The organism is Microbispora sp. NBC_01389 (assembly GCF_045040095.1).
Taxonomy (GTDB): Bacteria; Actinomycetota; Actinomycetes; order Streptosporangiales; family Streptosporangiaceae; genus Microbispora.
In genome coordinates, this window is record NZ_CP109552.1 from 6,395,940 (window position 1) to 6,412,561 (window position 16,622).

17 protein-coding genes are annotated in these 16,622 nt (G+C 71.8%); 7 read left to right on the plus strand and 10 right to left on the minus strand.

Going from position 1 to position 16,622, the window contains the following annotated elements; translation table 11 throughout:
- Window positions 1–117: 117 nt before the first annotated feature.
- Together OG344_RS28230 and OG344_RS28235 are read left to right on the plus strand one after the other, a co-directional pair.
- Window positions 118–1,032 carry a carbohydrate ABC transporter permease gene (locus tag OG344_RS28230; protein ID WP_405085684.1) on the plus strand — a complete coding sequence of 305 codons (915 nt, stop codon included), beginning with the start codon at window positions 118–120 and terminating at the stop codon, window positions 1,030–1,032.
- Entirely contained in the window at window positions 1,032–1,979 is a 948-nt protein-coding gene (locus tag OG344_RS28235; protein ID WP_405085685.1) for a carbohydrate ABC transporter permease, read from the plus strand. The genes OG344_RS28230 and OG344_RS28235 overlap by 1 nt, the downstream gene beginning before the upstream one ends.
- A 166-nt stretch (window positions 1,980–2,145) precedes the next feature.
- Here the strand turns inward: OG344_RS28235 and OG344_RS28240 are convergent, their stop codons facing one another.
- From OG344_RS28240 to OG344_RS28280, 9 genes are all read right to left on the minus strand, one after another.
- Window positions 2,146–3,675: a DEAD/DEAH box helicase gene (locus tag OG344_RS28240; RefSeq protein ID WP_405085686.1), complete on the minus strand. Its 1,530-nt coding sequence runs from the start codon at window positions 3,673–3,675 to the stop codon at window positions 2,146–2,148.
- A 409-nt stretch (window positions 3,676–4,084) separates the two neighbouring features.
- On the minus strand, window positions 4,085–4,477 hold the full coding sequence (locus OG344_RS28245) for a metal-sulfur cluster assembly factor (protein ID WP_405085687.1): 393 nt from the start codon (window positions 4,475–4,477) through the stop codon (window positions 4,085–4,087).
- A 73-nt stretch (window positions 4,478–4,550) separates the two neighbouring features.
- Entirely contained in the window at window positions 4,551–4,988 is a 438-nt protein-coding gene (sufU, locus tag OG344_RS28250; protein WP_117410045.1) for a Fe-S cluster assembly sulfur transfer protein SufU, read from the minus strand.
- Between the two features lie 2 nt (window positions 4,989–4,990).
- Window positions 4,991–6,256, minus strand: a complete 1,266-nt coding sequence (locus tag OG344_RS28255; RefSeq protein ID WP_405085688.1) for a cysteine desulfurase — start codon at window positions 6,254–6,256, stop codon at window positions 4,991–4,993.
- Window positions 6,256–7,008, minus strand: a complete 753-nt coding sequence (sufC, locus tag OG344_RS28260) for a Fe-S cluster assembly ATPase SufC (protein WP_405085689.1) — start codon at window positions 7,006–7,008, stop codon at window positions 6,256–6,258. The genes OG344_RS28255 and sufC overlap by 1 nt, the downstream gene beginning before the upstream one ends.
- Before the next feature lie 7 nt (window positions 7,009–7,015).
- Entirely contained in the window at window positions 7,016–7,345 is a 330-nt protein-coding gene (locus tag OG344_RS28265; RefSeq protein WP_327046293.1) for a non-heme iron oxygenase ferredoxin subunit, read from the minus strand.
- Window positions 7,342–8,466, minus strand: a complete 1,125-nt coding sequence (gene sufD, locus OG344_RS28270; RefSeq protein WP_405085690.1) for a Fe-S cluster assembly protein SufD — start codon at window positions 8,464–8,466, stop codon at window positions 7,342–7,344. Before sufD ends, OG344_RS28265 begins: the two co-directional genes overlap by 4 nt.
- Complete coding sequence (sufB, locus tag OG344_RS28275; RefSeq protein WP_405085691.1) at window positions 8,466–9,878, minus strand: Fe-S cluster assembly protein SufB; 1,413 nt, start codon at window positions 9,876–9,878, stop codon at window positions 8,466–8,468. The genes sufD and sufB overlap by 1 nt, the downstream gene beginning before the upstream one ends.
- Window positions 9,875–10,666, minus strand: a complete 792-nt coding sequence (locus tag OG344_RS28280) for a helix-turn-helix transcriptional regulator (RefSeq protein WP_405089182.1) — start codon at window positions 10,664–10,666, stop codon at window positions 9,875–9,877. The genes sufB and OG344_RS28280 overlap by 4 nt, the downstream gene beginning before the upstream one ends.
- A gap of 395 nt (window positions 10,667–11,061) precedes the next feature.
- Between OG344_RS28280 and OG344_RS28285 the strand changes: the two genes are divergently transcribed.
- From OG344_RS28285 to OG344_RS28295, 3 genes are all read left to right on the plus strand, one after another.
- A complete protein-coding gene (locus OG344_RS28285) occupies window positions 11,062–11,991 on the plus strand; it encodes an ABC transporter ATP-binding protein (RefSeq protein WP_327049616.1) in 930 nt (309 codons plus the stop codon).
- Window positions 11,992–12,047: 56 nt separating this feature from the next.
- Complete coding sequence (locus OG344_RS28290; RefSeq protein ID WP_405089183.1) at window positions 12,048–12,776, plus strand: ABC transporter permease; 729 nt, start codon at window positions 12,048–12,050, stop codon at window positions 12,774–12,776.
- A 92-nt stretch (window positions 12,777–12,868) separates the two neighbouring features.
- Window positions 12,869–13,780 carry an EamA family transporter gene (locus OG344_RS28295; RefSeq protein ID WP_405085692.1) on the plus strand — a complete coding sequence of 304 codons (912 nt, stop codon included), beginning with the start codon at window positions 12,869–12,871 and terminating at the stop codon, window positions 13,778–13,780.
- A gap of 18 nt (window positions 13,781–13,798) precedes the next feature.
- On the opposite strand, the gene OG344_RS28300 is transcribed toward OG344_RS28295, so the two are convergent.
- Window positions 13,799–14,509, minus strand: a complete 711-nt coding sequence (locus OG344_RS28300) for a GntR family transcriptional regulator (protein WP_405085693.1) — start codon at window positions 14,507–14,509, stop codon at window positions 13,799–13,801.
- Between the two features lie 172 nt (window positions 14,510–14,681).
- On the opposite strand from OG344_RS28300, the gene OG344_RS28305 reads away from it, so the two are divergent.
- On the plus strand, window positions 14,682–15,704 hold the full coding sequence (locus OG344_RS28305; protein WP_405085694.1) for a COX15/CtaA family protein: 1,023 nt from the start codon (window positions 14,682–14,684) through the stop codon (window positions 15,702–15,704).
- Window positions 15,701–16,420 (plus strand): vancomycin high temperature exclusion protein, encoded by a 720-nt coding sequence (locus OG344_RS28310; protein ID WP_405085695.1) that lies wholly within the window; start codon window positions 15,701–15,703, stop codon window positions 16,418–16,420. Before OG344_RS28305 ends, OG344_RS28310 begins: the two co-directional genes overlap by 4 nt.
- The last annotated feature ends 202 nt before the right edge of the window (window positions 16,421–16,622 follow it).

Below are 16,622 nucleotides of genomic sequence, written 5' to 3' on the forward strand. Positions count from 1 at the left end.
GCGGACGGCCGCCGGCCGGCCGGTGACACTTGACCTCTCATCGGCCGCGGCACTCCTCACCGGCCGCCTCGCGCCCGTACGGATCGCGGGGCGGCCCCTTCCGACTGGAGACAATCCATGGCAACCCCTGCCGCCGTGTCCCGGCACCGATGGCGCCGCCACGGCACGTCCTATCTGATGCTGCTGCCGTTCCTCGCCCTGTTCGCCGGCTTCCTGGTCTGGCCGCTGGCCAACTCGCTCTATCTCAGCTTCACGAAGTTCGACGGCGTGACCGCCCCCGAGTTCGCCGGCCTGGAGAACTTCCGGCGCCTGCTGTTCGACGACGACCGGTTCCGGCACGCCCTCGGCAACACGTTCCTCTACGTGGTGGCGTCGGTCGGCGTCGGCACGCTGCTGTCGCTCGGCCTCGCGCTGGCCTTCGGCGGGTCGGGCTGGCCGCACCGCGTCATGCGGACCGTCTTCTTCCTGCCCTCGGTGACCTCGTCCATCGCGCTCATGCTGCTCTGGAAGTGGATCTTCAATCCGGGCGACTTCGGCCTGGCCAACACCGTCGTCGGATGGTTCGGCGGCCGGGCCGTCGAGTGGCTGGCCACGCCCGGGCTCACGATCCCGATCCTCGTGCTCATGTCGGTGTGGGGCGGGATGGGCTACGGCATGGTCCTGTACGTCGCCGGTCTGGGCTCCATCCCCCAGGAGTACTACGAGGCGGCCCGCATCGACGGCGCCACGCCCTGGCAGCAGTTCCGCCGGGTGACGCTGCCGCTGCTGCGCCCGGTCACCACGTACGTGGTCGTGACCGGCCTGATCGGGGCGTTCCAGGTCTTCGAAGCCGTCTACATCGTGTTCCGGGGCACCAACAACATCGGCGGCGTGCTCGACTCGGGCCTGATGATCGTGCCCTACCTCTACGACCAGGGCTTCACGCACTTCAAGCTCGGCTACGCCTCGGCGATCGCGTGGGTGCTCTTCCTGATCATCTTCGCGATCAGCATGGTCAACCTCCGCGTCGGCCGCGCGCTGAAGGAGCTGTGATGGCCGCCACTCCTCTCACCGCCCCCGTCACCGCGCCTCCCGCGACCACGCCGCGGCGACCGCGTTCCGGCGCCCGGCGCGGCGGCCTGCTGCGCCTGCCGTTCTACCTGTTGTCGCTCACCATGATCGCGCCGTTCTACTGGATGCTGATCACGGTGTTCAAACCGGTGACGGAGATCGACAGGCAGCCGCCATCGTTCGTGCCCGAGCACCCCACCCTGGACAACTTCTACGACCCCGGATACTCCCCCACCCAGGTCAACCCCGGACACCTCCAGGGCCTCTTCCAGCGGTTCCAGGTCGACTTCGGCTTCGGCCGGTTCATGTTCAACAGCCTGGTGATCACGGTCGCGATCACGGTGGGCTCGCTGCTGATCGCCTCGCTGGCGGCGTACGTGATCACCAAGCACCGGGTGCCGGGCCGGCGGCTGATCTTCCTGATGATCGTCGCCTCGATGATGGTGCCCTGGCAGACCACGCTCGTGCCCAACTACGTCATCATGCGGAACCTGGGCTGGCTGGACACCTACCAGGGCTACATCGTCCCGGCGCTGGCCAAGGCGTTCGTGCTGTTCTTCCTGGTGCAGTTCCTCCACTCGATCCCGGACGAGCTCATCCAGGCGGCCCGGGTCGACGGCGCCGGGGAGTGGCGCATCTGGTGGCGGATCGTGCTGCCGCTGCTGCGCCCCGCCCTCGCCGCGATGTCGATCTTCATCGTGCTCGCCGAGTGGAACAACTTCCTGTGGCCGCTGATCCTCGTGCAGAGCGACGAGATGGCGAACATCCCGGTCGCGCTCGCCCGCCTCAACTCCTACTTCACGGGCGCGCAGCACCAGGGGGCGATCATGGCGGGCGGCCTTCTCGCCTCCCTGCCGTCCGTCGCCTTCTTCCTGGTCTTCCAGCGCTACTTCACCCGAGGGATCGTGCTGAGCGGCCTCAAGGGCTGAGCGGCGCGGCCGGACGCACCAAGACGCCCCAAAACGCACCGAGGGGAGGGGCCGCGATCAGCATCCGGATCGCAGTCCCTCCCCTCGGGAAGGCCCAGTCAGCAGGCCCAGTCAGCAGGCTCTGTTCAGCAGAGCCGGTTCGGAATGCCCGGCTCAGCTGGGCCGGTCAGCGGCCGGTGAACCGGCGGCCGCCACTGCCGCGCCCGCCACCGCTGTGTCCCGCACCACTGTGTCCGCCGGAGTTGCCGCCGGCGCCGCCGGTGCCGCCACTGCCGCCGCGGGGACGTCCGCCACCACCGTAGGAGCGCTCACCGCCATGGGGCCGGTCGCCGCTGTGCGGCCGGTCCCCGCCGTACGACCGCTCGCCACCGCCGCCGCCACCGCTGCGGGAGCGGTCGCCGAAGCGCCGGGGACGGCCGGCCCGGGACTGGTCGTCCGGCCGGGAGCGCAGCGGCGTGCGCACCTCCGGTTCCCACACGGGCACCGTGTCGCCGGTCGGGCGCCTGGCCCCGGCGATGTCGGCGAGGACCGGGTCGCCCGGAGTCACCCGGTGCCGGGACGCGGTGACCCCCGCCTTGCGGGTCAGCGACTCGGTGGCGCGGCGCTCGCTCGGCAGCACCAGCGTCACCACCACCCCGTGCTCGCCGGCGCGGGCCGTACGGCCGCCGCGGTGCAGGTAGCTCTTGTGGTCGGCCGGCGGGTCCACGTGCAGCACGAGACTCACGTCGTCCACGTGGATGCCGCGGGCCGCGACGTCCGTGCAGACCAGCACGCCGATGTCGCCCCGGCGGAATCCGTCGAGAATGCGGGTGCGCTGGTTCTGCCGCTTGCCGCCGTGCAGGCCTCCGGCGCGGACTCCCGCCCGGGCCAGCTGCTTGACGACCCGGTCCACACCGTGCTGGGTCCGCACGAACAGGATGGTCCGGCCGTCGCGGTTGGCGATCTCCGCCGTGACGTCCGTCTTCTCCTCCCGGTGCACCTGGAGCAGGTGGTGCTCCATCGTGTCGACCGGGGAGGTGGCCGGGTCCAGCGAATGGACGACGGGGTCCGTCAGGAACCGCTGGACCAGCTTGTCCACGTCGCCGTCGAGCGTCGCGGAGAACAGCAGCCGCTGGCCGTCCGCCGGCGTGCGCGCCAGCAGCGCGGTCACCACCGGGAGGAACCCGAGGTCGCACATGTGGTCGGCCTCGTCCAGGACGGTGATCTCGACCTCGCCGAGGTCGCACTCGCCCTGCTCGATCAGGTCGGTGAGGCGGCCGGGCGTGGCGACGACGACGTCGACCCCCCGGCGCAGGTCCTCGATCTGACGGCCCATCGGCATGCCGCCGACGACCGTCCTGGTGCGCAGCGACAGCCCCCGGCCGAGCGGCTCGATGGCGTTCGCCACCTGGAGCGCGAGTTCGCGGGTGGGCACGAGGACGAGGGCGCGGGGCCGCCGGGGGCGGGCCCGCTCCCCCGAGATCCTGACCAGCGTGGGCAGGCCGAACGCGAGGGTCTTGCCGGAACCGGTCCGGCCCCGCCCGAGGACGTCGAGTCCGGCGAGGATGTCGGGAATGGCGGCCTGCTGGATCGGGAACGGCGCGGTGATGCCCTGGCGGGCGAGCCCCGTCACGAGCGGCCTGGGCAGCCCCAGGTCCGCGAACTCGACGGGGTTCTCGGCGATACCGGCGGTCGTGCCGTCACCGAGGTCAGGCATGGTCACGTAATCGTGCCTTTCGTAGGAGATCCCGCCACGTGGACGAGTTGAGAACGTGCCGGAGCACGTGGGGCGTCACTTCTGCGAAAGGACGACCCATGACGTACGGCGAGCCGTACCGTTCGGGCGCTGCACGCCGGTGGCTTACCGGCGGCCCGTGCGCCCGAGTAACCGTGCGCACAGAGAACCGTGCGCGGGCGTCCGGTTCGGCGGGCCGCCTGGCGGCAGCCTCCCACGGACGCTCGACTCGCGTCGCACAAGATGAAGCAAAGAATCACTGTACGGCATCCCCGCGCCGCGTGGGGCGACACAAGCGACACGGACCCGCGCGGCGGGATGAGCACCGGCGGGCGGCCTCCCGGTGGAAGGCCGCCACGGACCGGACGGAGCAGGCGGGCAGCGGGACGGATCAGACGTTGAAGCCGAGCATCCTGAGCTGGTCGCGGCCCTCGTCAGTGATCTTGTCCGGGCCCCACGGCGGCAGCCAGACCCAGTTGATGACCACGTTGGAGACCAGGTCGGCGAGCGCCGAGTTGGCCTGGTCCTCGATGACGTCGGTGAGGGGACAGGCAGCGCTGGTGAGCGTCATGTCGATCGTCGCGATCGGCCGCTCGCCCTCGCCGGCCGGGTCGAGGTTGACGCCGTAGATGAGGCCGAGGTCGACCACGTTGATCCCGAGCTCGGGGTCGACGACGTCCTTCAGCGCCTCCATCAGGTCGTCCAGGCTGGGAGACCCGCCGAAGGCGCCGGGGTCGGCGGCCTCGGTCACGGTTCCCGTCGGGGTCTCGGTGGGCTTGCTCACGTCGTCTCCTCAGCTCTTCTCCCGGGCCGGGCGGCGCTCCCCGGGGGTCGGTCGGCACCGGTGGGGTGTCCGGTCATCCCTGGCTCCGCATCAGCGCGTCCTTGTAGGCCATCCAGGCCAGCAGCGCGCACTTGACCCTGGCCGGGAACTTCGCCACGCCGGCGAACGCCACAGCGTCGCCCAGCACGTCCTCGTCGGGCTCCACCTGGCCCCTGCCCTGCATCAGCCGGGTGAACTCCTCCACCACCGACAGCGACTCGTCCACCGTGGAGCCGGTGGCGAGCTCATGCAGCACCGAGGCGGCGGCCTGGCTGATCGAACAGCCCTGGCCGTCGTAGGACACGTCGAGCACCTTGCCGCCGTCGGCCACCTTCACCCGCAGCGTCAGCTCGTCGCCGCACGTGGGGTTGACGTGGTGGACCTCGGCGTCGAAGGGCTCCCGCAGGCCCCGCCCCTGGGGATGCTTGTAGTGCTCCAGGATCAGCTCCTGGTACATGGATTCAGCGATCATGTTCAGCCGAACACCTTCTGCACGTGGTGGAGGCCGCGGACCAGTGCGTCGATCTCGGCCGTCGTGTTGTACAGGTAGAAAGACGCCCGTGTGGTGGCCGGAATTCCGAACCTGAGATGCAGCGGCCGGGCGCAGTGATGACCTACCCGGACCGCGATCCCGTACACGTCGTCGAGGATCTGCCCCACGTCGTGGGGGTGGATGCCCTCCAGCGCGAACGAGATGGTCCCGCCGCGGGCGACGGGCGTGCGCGGCCCGATGATCCTCAGCCCGGGGATCTCCGGCAGCGCCTCCAGGGCGTACGCCACCAGTTCCTGCTCGTGCGCCTTGATCTGGTCCATGCCGACGGCGGTCAGGTAGTCGACCGCCGCACCGAGCCCGATCGCCTCCACGATGGGCGGCGTCCCGGCCTCGAACTTGTGCGGCACCGGCGCGTACGTCGAGTGGTCCATCCAGACCGCCTCGATCATCTCGCCGCCGCCGAGGAACGGCGGCATCGCGTCGAGCAGTTCGCGCCGGCCCCACAGCACGCCGACGCCGGAGGGGCCCACCATCTTGTGACCGGTGAACGCGACGAAGTCGACGCCCAGCTCGGTCACGTCGACGGCCTGGTGCGGCACGGACTGCGACGCGTCGAGCATCATCAGCGCGCCGACCTCGCGCGCCCGCGCCAGGATCGGCGAGACCGAGTTGACCGTGCCCAGCACGTTCGACTGGTGCGTGATCGAGACGATCTTCGTCCGCTCGTTGACCAGCTCCTCCAGGCCCCCGACGTCGAGGCGGCCCTCGTCGGTCACCGGGAACCAGCGCAGCGTCGCGCCGGTGCGCTGCGCGAGCAGCTGCCACGGCACGATGTTGGAGTGGTGCTCCATCTCCGAGATCACGATCTCGTCGCCGGGGCCCGTCCGGAACCGCTCGTCCTCGCCGACGGGGTTGCCGAACGCGTACGCCACGAGGTTGAGGGCCTCGGAGGCGTTCTTGGTGAAGACGATCTCGTCTCGCGACGGCGCCCCGACGAACGCGGCGATCTTGTCGCGGGCGGCCTCGTACGCCTCGGTCGACTCGCTGCCGAGCACGTGCAGCGCCCGGCCGACGTTGCCGTAGTGCCAGGTCAGGTGGTCGCGCATGGTCTCGACCACCTGGGCCGGCTTCTGGGAGGAGTTGCCGGAGTCGAGGTAGACCAGCGGCCTGCCTCCGGGAAGCTCGCGGGTGAGGACCGGGAAGTCCTTCCTGATCCTCTCCACGTCGAAGCCGGGCACGGCACTCATCAGGCGGACGCCGCCTTCGTGGCGTACGCCTCGTAGCCCTCGGCCTCCAGCTTGTCGGCCAGCTCGGGGCCGCCCTCCTCCACCACGCGCCCGGCGGCGAAGACGTGGACGAAGTCCGGCTTCACGTAGCGCAGGATGCGGGTGTAGTGGGTGATCAGCAGCACGCCGGTGTCCCCGCTCGCGCGGAACCGGTTGATGCCCTCGGAGACGACGCGCAGGGCGTCGACGTCGAGGCCGGAGTCGGTCTCGTCCAGCACCGCGATCTTCGGCTTGAGCAGCTCGAGCTGGAGGATCTCGTGCCGCTTCTTCTCACCGCCGGAGAAGCCCTCGTTGGTGTTGCGCTGGGCGAACGCCGGGTCGATGGACAGCGCGTCCATGCCCGACTTCAGCTCCTTGGCGAACTCGCGCAGCTTCGGCGCCTCGCCGCGGACCGCGGTGATCGCCGAGCGCAGGAAGTTCGACACGCTGACGCCGGGGACCTCGACCGGGTACTGCATGGCGAGGAACAGCCCGGCGCGGGCGCGCTCGTCCACCGGCATGTCCAGCAGGTCCTCGCCGTCGAGCAGGACGGTGCCGGAGGTGACGGTGTACTTGGGGTGCCCCGCCACGGCGTACGCCAGCGTGGACTTGCCCGAGCCGTTCGGGCCCATGATGGCGTGGGTCTCGCCGCTGCGGACCGTCAGGTCGACGCCGCGCAGGATCTCCTTGTCGCCCACGGCGACGTGCAGGTCACGAATCTCAAGGGTGGCCACTGTGTATTTACTCCTTCGAGAGCGAGACGTACACGTCGTCGCCTTCGATCTTGACTCGGTAGACGGTGACGGGCCTGGTCGCGGGCGGCCCGGTGGGCTTGCCGCTGCGCAGGTCGAAGCAGGAGCCGTGCAGCCAGCACTCCAGCGTGTGGTCGTACACCTCGCCCTCGCTGAGGCGGACCTCGGCGTGCGAGCACACGTCGTGCAGGGCGAAGACCTCGCCGCCGGTCCGCACCAGCGCGACCGGCGTGTCCCCGACCTCCAGGCCGACGACGCCGCCGTCGGGGATGTCCGCGACCTGGCAGACCTTCTCCCAGTGGGGCGTCTCGCCGCTCATCGGGCCAGCTCCGCCTCGACCGCGGACAGCACGCGCTCACGCAGCTCCGGCAGCTGGATCTTCTCCAGCAGCTGGGCGAAGAACCCGTGGATGACCAGGCGGCGGGCCTCGTCGAACGGGATGCCGCGGGCCTGCAGGTAGAAGATCTGCTCGTCGTCGAGGCGGCCGGAGGCGGACGCGTGGCCCGCTCCCGCGACCTCGCCGGTGAGGATCTCCAGGTTCGGCACCGAGTCGGCGCGGGCGCCGTCGGTGAGGAGGAGGTTGCGGTTGAGCTCGTAGGTGTCGGTGCCCTCGGCCTCGGCCCGGATGATCACGTCGCCGATCCAGACCGCGTGGGCGGCGTCGCCCTGCAGCGCGCCCTTGTAGGTCACGTTGCTGCGGCAGTTCGGCACGCTGTGGTCCACCAGCAGGCGGTGCTCCAGGTGCTGCCCGGCGTCGGCGAAGTAGAGCCCGGTGAGGTCGGCGTCGCCGCCCGGCGCGGTGTAGGACACCGAGGGCGACAGTCGTACGAGGTCGCCGCCGAGGGTGACCACGAACGACCGGAACGTCGCGTCCTTGCCGAGCCTCGCGTGGTGGTGGGAGACGTGCACGGCGTCGTCGTCCCAGTCCTGCAGGCTGACGACCTTCAGCGTCGCGCCCTCGGCCACGTCGAACTCGACGTTGTCGGCGTAGACCGCGCTGCCGCGGTGGTCCAGGACCAGCACGGCCTCGGCCATCGGCTCCACCGACACGAGGGTGTGCCCGTACGCGGCGGCGCCGGCCCCGGACCCGCGCAGCGTGATCACGGTGGGCCGGGAGGCGGCCGTCATCGCCGGGACCGTGACGACGGTGGCCTTCTCGAACGACGAGTACGCCTGCGCGCTGACCCGGTCGGCCGGGGTGTAGGCCCGGCCGAGCCGGGCGTCGTCGCGGGCGACGGTCTCGACCCGCACCTCGGGCGCGGCATCGACGTCCACCACGACCCCGCCGGTGACGGCGGCCGTGCCGTCGTGCAGCCCCTTCAGCCGCGCGAGCGGCGTGAAGCGCCACTCCTCCTCGCGGCCCGTCGGCACCGGGAAGTCCGCCACGTCGTACGACGCCTTCCCGTGCAGCGTCGACAGCGGTCTGGTCTCCAGGCCCATCAGCCGACCGCTCCTTCCATCTGCAGCTCGATCAGGCGGTTGAGCTCCAGGGCGTACTCCATGGGCAGCTCGCGGGCGATCGGCTCGACGAACCCACGGACGATCATGGCCATCGCCTCGTCCTCGCCGAGGCCCCGGCTCATCAGATAGAACAGCTGGTCCTCCGACACCTTGGAGACCGTGGCCTCGTGACCCATGGAGACGTCGTCCTCGCGGACGTCGACGTAGGGGTAGGTGTCGGACCGGCTGATCTGGTCGACCAGCAGCGCGTCGCACTTGACGGTCGAGGCCGAGCCGGCCGCGCCCTCGTCGATCTGCACCAGGCCGCGGTAGGACGTGCGGCCGCCGCCGCGCGCGACGGACTTGGAGATGATCGTCGAGGAGGTCTTCGGCGCGAGGTGCACCATCTTGGCGCCCGCGTCCTGGTGCTGGCCCTCGCCGGCGAACGCGACCGACAGCGTCTCGCCCTTGGCGTGCTCGCCCATGAGGTAGACGGCCGGGTACTTCATCGTGACCTTGGAGCCGATGTTGCCGTCGATCCACTCCATGGTCGCGCCCTCGTACGCCACGGCGCGCTTGGTGACCAGGTTGTAGACGTTGTTCGACCAGTTCTGGATCGTCGTGTAGCGGCAGCGGGCGCCCTTCTTCACGATGATCTCGACGACCGCCGAGTGCAGCGAGTCGGACGAGTAGATCGGCGCGGTGCAGCCCTCGACGTAGTGGACGTAGGAGTTCTCGTCCACGACGATCAGCGTCCGCTCGAACTGGCCCATGTTCTCGGTGTTGATCCGGAAGTAGGCCTGCAGCGGGATCTCGACGTTCACGTTCGGCGGCACGTAGATGAACGAGCCACCGGACCACACGGAGGTGTTGAGCGCGGCGAACTTGTTGTCGCCGACCGGGATCACCGTGCCGAAGTACTCCTTGAAGAGCTCCTCGTGCTCGCGCAGGCCGGTGTCGGTGTCGACGAAGATGACGCCCTTCTCCTCGAGGTCCTCACGGATCTTGTGATAGACGACCTCGGACTCGTACTGGGCGGCGACACCGGCGATGAGGCGCTGCTTCTCCGCCTCCGGGATGCCGAGCTTGTCATAGGTGTTCTTGATGTCGGGCGGCAGCTCGTCCCAGGAGGCGGCCTGCTTCTCGGTCGAGCGCACGAAGTACTTGATGTTGTCGAAGTCGATGCCCGTGAGGTCGGAGCCCCAGGTCGGCAGCGGCTTCTTGTGGAACAGCCGAAGGCCCTTGAGGCGCAGGTCGAGCATCCACTCCGGCTCGTTCTTGAGCGCGGAGATGTTGCGGACGACCTCTTCGGACAGCCCACGCCGGGCCGTGGCCCCCGCCACGTCGGCGTCGGCCCAGCCGAACTTGTAATTCCCGAGGCCTTCCAGCTCCGGGCGGTCGGTGACAGTCACCTGCCGGACTCCTTGCTCGTCGATGTGCTCGATATATGTGCGGCCGGTGTGAGTGCGGCCCGTGTAAGTGCGGCCGGCGGATCGGTACGGCCGTGCCGCGCGGCCAGCGCGGGTGAACTGACGTGGGTGGTGCAGACGCCGTCGCCGTTGGCGATCGTGGCCAGCCGCTGCACCGGAGTGCCGAGCAGCCGGGCGAACGCCTCGGTCTCCGCCTCGCACAGCTGCGGGAACGCCGCCGCGACGTGCGCCACCGGGCAGTGATGCTGGCACAGCTGCTCGCCGCCCTTGCCGGTCGCGGTCGCGGACGCCGCGTAGCCCTCTGTCGACAGCGCCTCCGCCAGCACGCGGACCCGCTGCTCGGCCGGGACCTCGCGCATCAGCGTCTCCAGCCTGCCGACCAGCCCGGACACCTGCGCCCGCGCGAACTCCGACACCGCCTCGCCGCCCAGGCGCTCGGCCAGGAAGCGCAGCGCGCTGCCGGCCAGGTCGTCGTAGGCGTGGACGAAGGCGCTGCGGCCCGCGTCGGTGATCGCGAACATCTTGGCCGGCCTGCCGCGTCCCCGCTGACCGCGGGGGCGGGCCGTACGCGGCTCGATCATGCCGTCGGCCAGCAGCGCGTCGAGGTGACGGCGCACCGCGGCCGGGGTGAGCCCGAGCCGTTCGCCGAGCGCCGCGGCGGTCACCGGGCCGTGCTCCAGGATGAGCCGCGCCACCCTGGCCCGGGTGCCCCGCTCGGCGCCGATGTCCTTTCCGACGCCTGCGACGCCGCCGGCACCGATGGTCGCGATGATGGCGCCGGCACGCGCGGGGGGCGAGGACGCCGAGAGCGGCCGCGTCGCCACGGCCTTCTCCGCGCTCTCTCTCCCCTGCACGTTTTTCACAACATCAGTGTGCCTTAATTCCTTCCCGGTCGACAAACCCAAGACGAAGTCGACGGGCATGCAATTTCTCACGCAGGCAAGCCTTACCTAACCTGCGACGACGGCGCCGGGACAGTTTTCCACCTCTTTTACTCCGCGGGTGTCCACGAACGGCATCCGCCGACGAGAGCGCGTCGCCCGCTACCTAAACTCGATGCAGTCGACGACGTGGAGCGCGCCCGGATCTCCGTCCCGCTCCGCGGTCGCGTCTGTGAGGGGAGGCCGGTCGCGTGACCGGGGTTGACAGCACGCCCGGCGGCAGCATGGGTGACGGCGGGGTGGGTGACGGCGCGCCGGCGGTCGAGATCGACGGACTGGTCAAGCGGTACGGCCGCACCACGGCCGTCGACGGGCTGGCTCTCACCTGCGCCCGCGGCGCGGTCACCGCCATCCTCGGCCCGAACGGCGCGGGCAAGACCTCCACGATCGAGATCTGCGAGGGGTTCCGCGGGCCGGACGGCGGGACCGTGCGGGTGCTCGGGCTCGACCCGGCCGATCCCGCGCTGAAGCCGCGTCTGGGGATCATGCCGCAGGCGGGCGGGGTGCCTCCCGCCGCCCGCGCGGGCGAGTGGCTGCGGCTGGTCTCCCGGTTCTACGCCCATCCCCTCGATCCCGGCGCCCTGCTCGCCCTGCTCGGGCTGACCGCGCACGCGCGCACGCCGTACCGGCGGCTGTCGGGCGGCCAGCAGCAGCGCCTGTCGCTCGCGGCGGCCGTCGTCGGGCGGCCCGAGCTGGTCTTCCTGGACGAGCCGACGGCCGGGCTCGACCCGCAGGCCAGGCACGCCTGCTGGGACCTGGTCACCGCGCTGCGCGACGCGGGGGTCTCGGTCGTGCTGACGACCCACCAGATGGACGAGGCCGAGAGGCTCTCCGACCACGTGGTGGTCATCGACCACGGACGGGTGGTCGCCGAGGGCACGCCGTCGGCGCTGACCGGCGCCGAGCGCCAGCTCAGGTTCCGCGCCCGTCCGGGCCTCGACCTGGAGGAGTTGCTCGCGGCGCTGCCGCCGGGCAGCGCCGCCAAGGAGTCGCCGTCGGGGCACTACATCATCGAGGGACTGGTCGGCCCCCAGCTGCTGGCGACCGTCACCGCGTGGTGCGCCACCGAGGGCGTGACCACCGAGGACCTGCGCATCGAGCGGCGCACGCTGGAGGACGTCTTCCTCGAACTGACCGGCAGGGAGCTGCGGTGAGCGCGATCACCACGCTGGACCTGACCCCGCGGCCCGGGGCCGCGCCGCTGCGCCGGATGGTGCTCGCGCAGGCGGGCGCGGAGATCCGGGCCACGCTGCGCAACGGCGAGCAGCTCCTGCTCACCATGATCATCCCGGTCCTGCTGCTGGCCGGCTTCTCCGCGGCCCCGCTGGTGGACGTCGGCGGCGGCCGGCGAGTCGACTTCGTCGCCCCCGGCATCCTCGCGCTCGCGGTCATGTCGACCGCGTTCACCGGCCAGGCGATCGCCACCGGCTTCGAGCGTCGGTACGGCGTGCTCCGGCGCCTGGGCGCCACCCCGCTGTCGCGGACGGGGCTCCTGCTGGCCAAGACCGTCGCCGTCGTCGCGGTGGAGGCGCTGCAGGTCGTGGTGATCACCGTGGTGGCCCTGGCCCTCGGCTGGTCGCCGCACGGCGGCCCGTTGCTCGGCTCGCTGTGGGCCGTGCCGCTCCTGCTGCTCGGCACGGCGGCCTTCAGCGGCCTCGGCCTGCTCATGGCGGGCACACTGCGGGCGGAGGCGACGCTCGCCGGAGCCAACCTCGTCTACCTGGTGCTGCTCGGGCTCGGCGGCGTGCTGTTCCCGCTCGACCGGTTCCCGGGCGGGGTGCGGCAGGTGCTGGAACTGCTGCCGATCAGCGCGCTCACCTCCGGCCTGCGCGGCGTCCTGAGCGACGGCGGCGGGTTCCCCGGCGGTCCGCTGCTCGTGCTGCTCTGCTGGGCCGTCGCCGCCCTCGCCCTGGCCGCCCGCACCTTCCGCTGGGAGTAGTTCCCAGCCGGGGCATCGCCCGTTTTGCGCCGTATGCCGGCACCGTATGATTGCGGAGTTTGCGCTGATCAAGTGACGGGTGAGGGTTGGGCATGACGGCTGAATCGCTGTCCGGGGCAGCCGAGCCGTACCGGGCGGGGCCGCGGGCCGGCCGGGCGCTGCGGGCGGCGTCGGACGCGGTGCCGCCACCGGGGCTGGTGCTGCTCGCCATCCTGTCGGTCCAGGTGGGAGCCGGGCTGGCCAAGAACCTGTTCACGCAGGTTCCCCCCGCGGCGATGGTGTTCCTGCGCATCGCCACCGGCGCCGTCATGCTCCTGGCCGTGGTGCGGCCGAAGGTGCGCGGGCTGTCGCGGCGCGACCTCGGCGTCGGCGTCGCCTTCGGGCTCAGCCTGGGCCTGATGAACCTGTCGTTCTACGAGGCCCTGGCCCGGCTGCCGATCGGGATCGCGGTGTCCATCGAGTTCCTCGGGCCGCTCACCCTGGCCGTGGTGTCCTCCCGCCGCCGGCTGGACCTGCTGTGGGTGGCGCTGGCCGCCGCCGGCGTGATCCTGCTCGCGCCCTGGGGCGAGACGGGCTCCGCGAGCTGGGCCGGCATCGGGTTCGCCGCGCTGGCCGGGGCGTTCTGGGCCGCCTACATCGTGTTCTCGGCGGCCACCGGCGCCCGGTTCCCCGGCGCGAGCGGACTGACCTTCGCCATGATCGTGGCCACGGTCCTCATCACCCCCGTCGGGGTGGCGGCGGGCGGCGACGCCCTGCTGCGGCCCGAGATCCTGCTCCTCGGGGCCGGCGTCGGGCTGCTCTCCTCGGTCATCCCGTACTCGCTGGAGCTGGATGCCCTGCGCCGGATGCCCAAGCGGGTCTTCGGGATCCTGATGAGCCTGGAGCCCGCCGTCGCCGCGCTCGTCGGCCTCTTCGTCCTGCACGAGGTGCTCCGGGGCCGCGAGTGGGCGGCGATCGGCTGCGTGGTCGTCGCCTCCGTCGGCGCCACCCGCGCCGGCGGCTGAGCCGTCCGCCGCCGGGCGCTAGCGCGGCGGGTCGGCCGACCAGATCGCGCGTACCTGCTGAATGTGGTGGTGCGTCAGGCGCTCGGCCGCCGGGGCGTCGCCGCGGACGACGGCGTCGAGAAGGCCGAGGTGCTCACGGGCCGAGGCCACCAGCATGCGCGTGTCGGGCAGCCCGCGCAGCCCGTAGAGCCGGGCCCGGGCACGCAGGTCCCTGACCGTCTCCACCAGCCGGGCGTTGCCCGACAGGCCGAGCAGCGCCAGATGGAACCGCTGGTCCGCCGCGACGTAGGCGAGCAGGTCGCCGCGGGCCGCCGCCGCGACGACCTCCCGGGCGAGCGGGCGCAGCTCCTCGGCCTCGGCGGCGCGGCCCTCCCGGGCCAGCCGGGCCACCGTGGGCGCCTCGATCAGCCGCCGGATCTCGATGATCTCGTCGAGGTCCCGCTCGGACACCTCGGCGACCCGGAAGCCCTTGTTGCGCAGGGCCTCGAACAGGCCCTCCTTCGCGAGGTCGAGCATCGCCTCACGCACCGGTGTGGCGGAGACGCCGAACCTCGCCGCCAGGGCGGGCGCCGAGTAGACGACGCCCGGCCGCATCTCCCCGGCCACCAGCGCGTCGCGCAGCGCCCGCGCCACCTGCTCGCGCAGGTTCTGCCGGGTGGCCGGGACCCCCCGGCGGGCGTCTCCGGGTTCCCTGCGCACCGGTCCGTCGGATACCGGTTCTCCGCGCATCGGCCTTCCCCCCGCCCCGGACATCGTCCGGCCACCGCCCCCTCACGCTCCACGGCCGATCGTACCGTTTCCCCGCTCGGGATGATCAACGCGTACGGGCTCCGGGAGCGGGCCCTCCACGCGGGCACGGGCGCCCGGGGCGGGGAGGGGGCCACCCCGCGGGCCGCCTACCATGAGTGTCGTGAAGCCCGCGACTGACTGGACCCGCTCCGCCCTGCTCGCCCTGTATCGCTCGATCGTGTTCCCGACGGCCGAGTCGATGCGGCGGTGGGCGCTCGCGGCGATCGTGGTCAACGTCGCCATCACCGTCACCGGCGCCGCGGTCCGCGTCACCGGCTCCGGCCTCGGCTGCCCGACCTGGCCGCGCTGCACACCGGGCAGCTTCGTGCCGGCCCGGATCGACACCCACGCGCCGCTCAACATGGCGATCGAGTTCGGCAACCGGCTGCTGTCGTTCCTGGTTCTCGCGGTCGCGGCCGCGTGCGTGGTCGCCGCCTGGAGGCTGGGACGCGGCGAGCGTGGCCGGCCGGAAGACGGCAGGCCCGTCCTGCTGCGACTCGCGCTGCTCCAGCCGGCCGGGGTCGTCGTGCAGGCGCTGTGGGGCGGCCTGGTGGTGCACAGCATGCTCAACCCGGTGACCGTCAGCGTCCACTTCCTCTTCTCGATCGGCATGACCGCCGCCGCCGTCGTGCTGTACGCGCGGGCCTCCGAGGGGGACGCCCCGGCGCAGCGGCTGGTCCACAAGGACATCCGCACGCTCGGGTACGTGCTGGTCGCCGCCGCCTTCACGCTGCTGCTGGCGGGGGTCGTGGTGACCGGAACCGGGCCGCACTCGGGGGACGACGCGGCCTCGCGGTTCGGCTTCGACATCCAGAGCGTGGTGCGGCTGCACACCGACGTCGCCTACGTGGTCGTCGGGCTGACGTTCGCGCTGCTGTTCGCCCTGCACGTGACCGACTCCCCCGGCCGCGCCCGGCGTGCCGCGCTCGTGCTGCTCGGGGTGGAGCTGTCGCAGGGCGTGGTCGGATACGTCCAGTACTTCCTCGCCGTGCCCGCGGCCCTGGTGCTCCTGCACGTGCTCGGAGCGACGCTCGTGTGGATCTGCGCGCTCCGCGTCGTGTTCCTGATGCGCACCCGGGGGCCCGCGCCCGTCCGGGCCGCCGGACAGCCGGCGCTCCACCACGCGGGGGTGTGACCGAGGTGGGAGGCCTACCCCGCTCCCTTGCGCCCTGGACCTGGTCGCGTACGGCCCGGCGCCGGGGCTTCCAGGCGCTCGTCGCCCTGAGCGTGCTGCCGCTGGCGCCGATCACCTGGGCCTGGCTGACGAGTGCGGCGCACCGGGTGACGGCGGAGCCGGGCACGCGGTGGACCGCCTCGGTGCCCGCCATGCCGGCCGCGCTCGTGCTCGGCGCGGGCGTGATGGGCGACCGCCCCTCCCCGATGCTGCGCACGCGGCTGGACATCGCGGCCGACCTCTACCGCGCGGGCCGGGTGCGGGCCCTGCTGCTCTCCGGCGACAACAGCCGCAAGACCTACGACGAGCCGACGGTCATGCGCGACTATCTGATCTCCAGGGGCGTCCCCGGCGAGCGGATCGTGCTCGACTATGCCGGGTTCGACACCTGGGACTCCTGCGTCCGGGCCAAGGAGATCTTCGGCGCGTCGCGTCTCGTCGTGGTCACGCAGGTGTTCCATCTCCCCCGGGCCGTCGCGCTGTGCCGGACCGCCGGGCTCGACGCGTTCGGCGTCGGCGACGACTCCAGCCACGACTGGCCGGTGGAGACGGCGGCCTACGCGATGCGGGAGTTCCCCGCCGCCGCCAAGGCCCTGCTCGACGGTCTGGTGCTGCACTCATCGCCGCGGTTCCTCGGCCGGCGCGAGGTCGCCCTCGACCGCGCGCTGGCCTCCTGACGCCGCGAAACTTTCATCCGGCGGGCCGCGGCGACCTGGGCGGACAGGGGTGGTCGGGCTCGCTCCGCTGGCCGGTCGGCGAGGAGAGGGTTAGTGTCCGGGGCACGTGGGAGCGCTCCCACCTGTCCGTACGGGAGGTGAGGCCACACCACAGTGGCTATCGCACCGCGGGTACGAGGCGGACCCTCCTCCGCTCACCCAT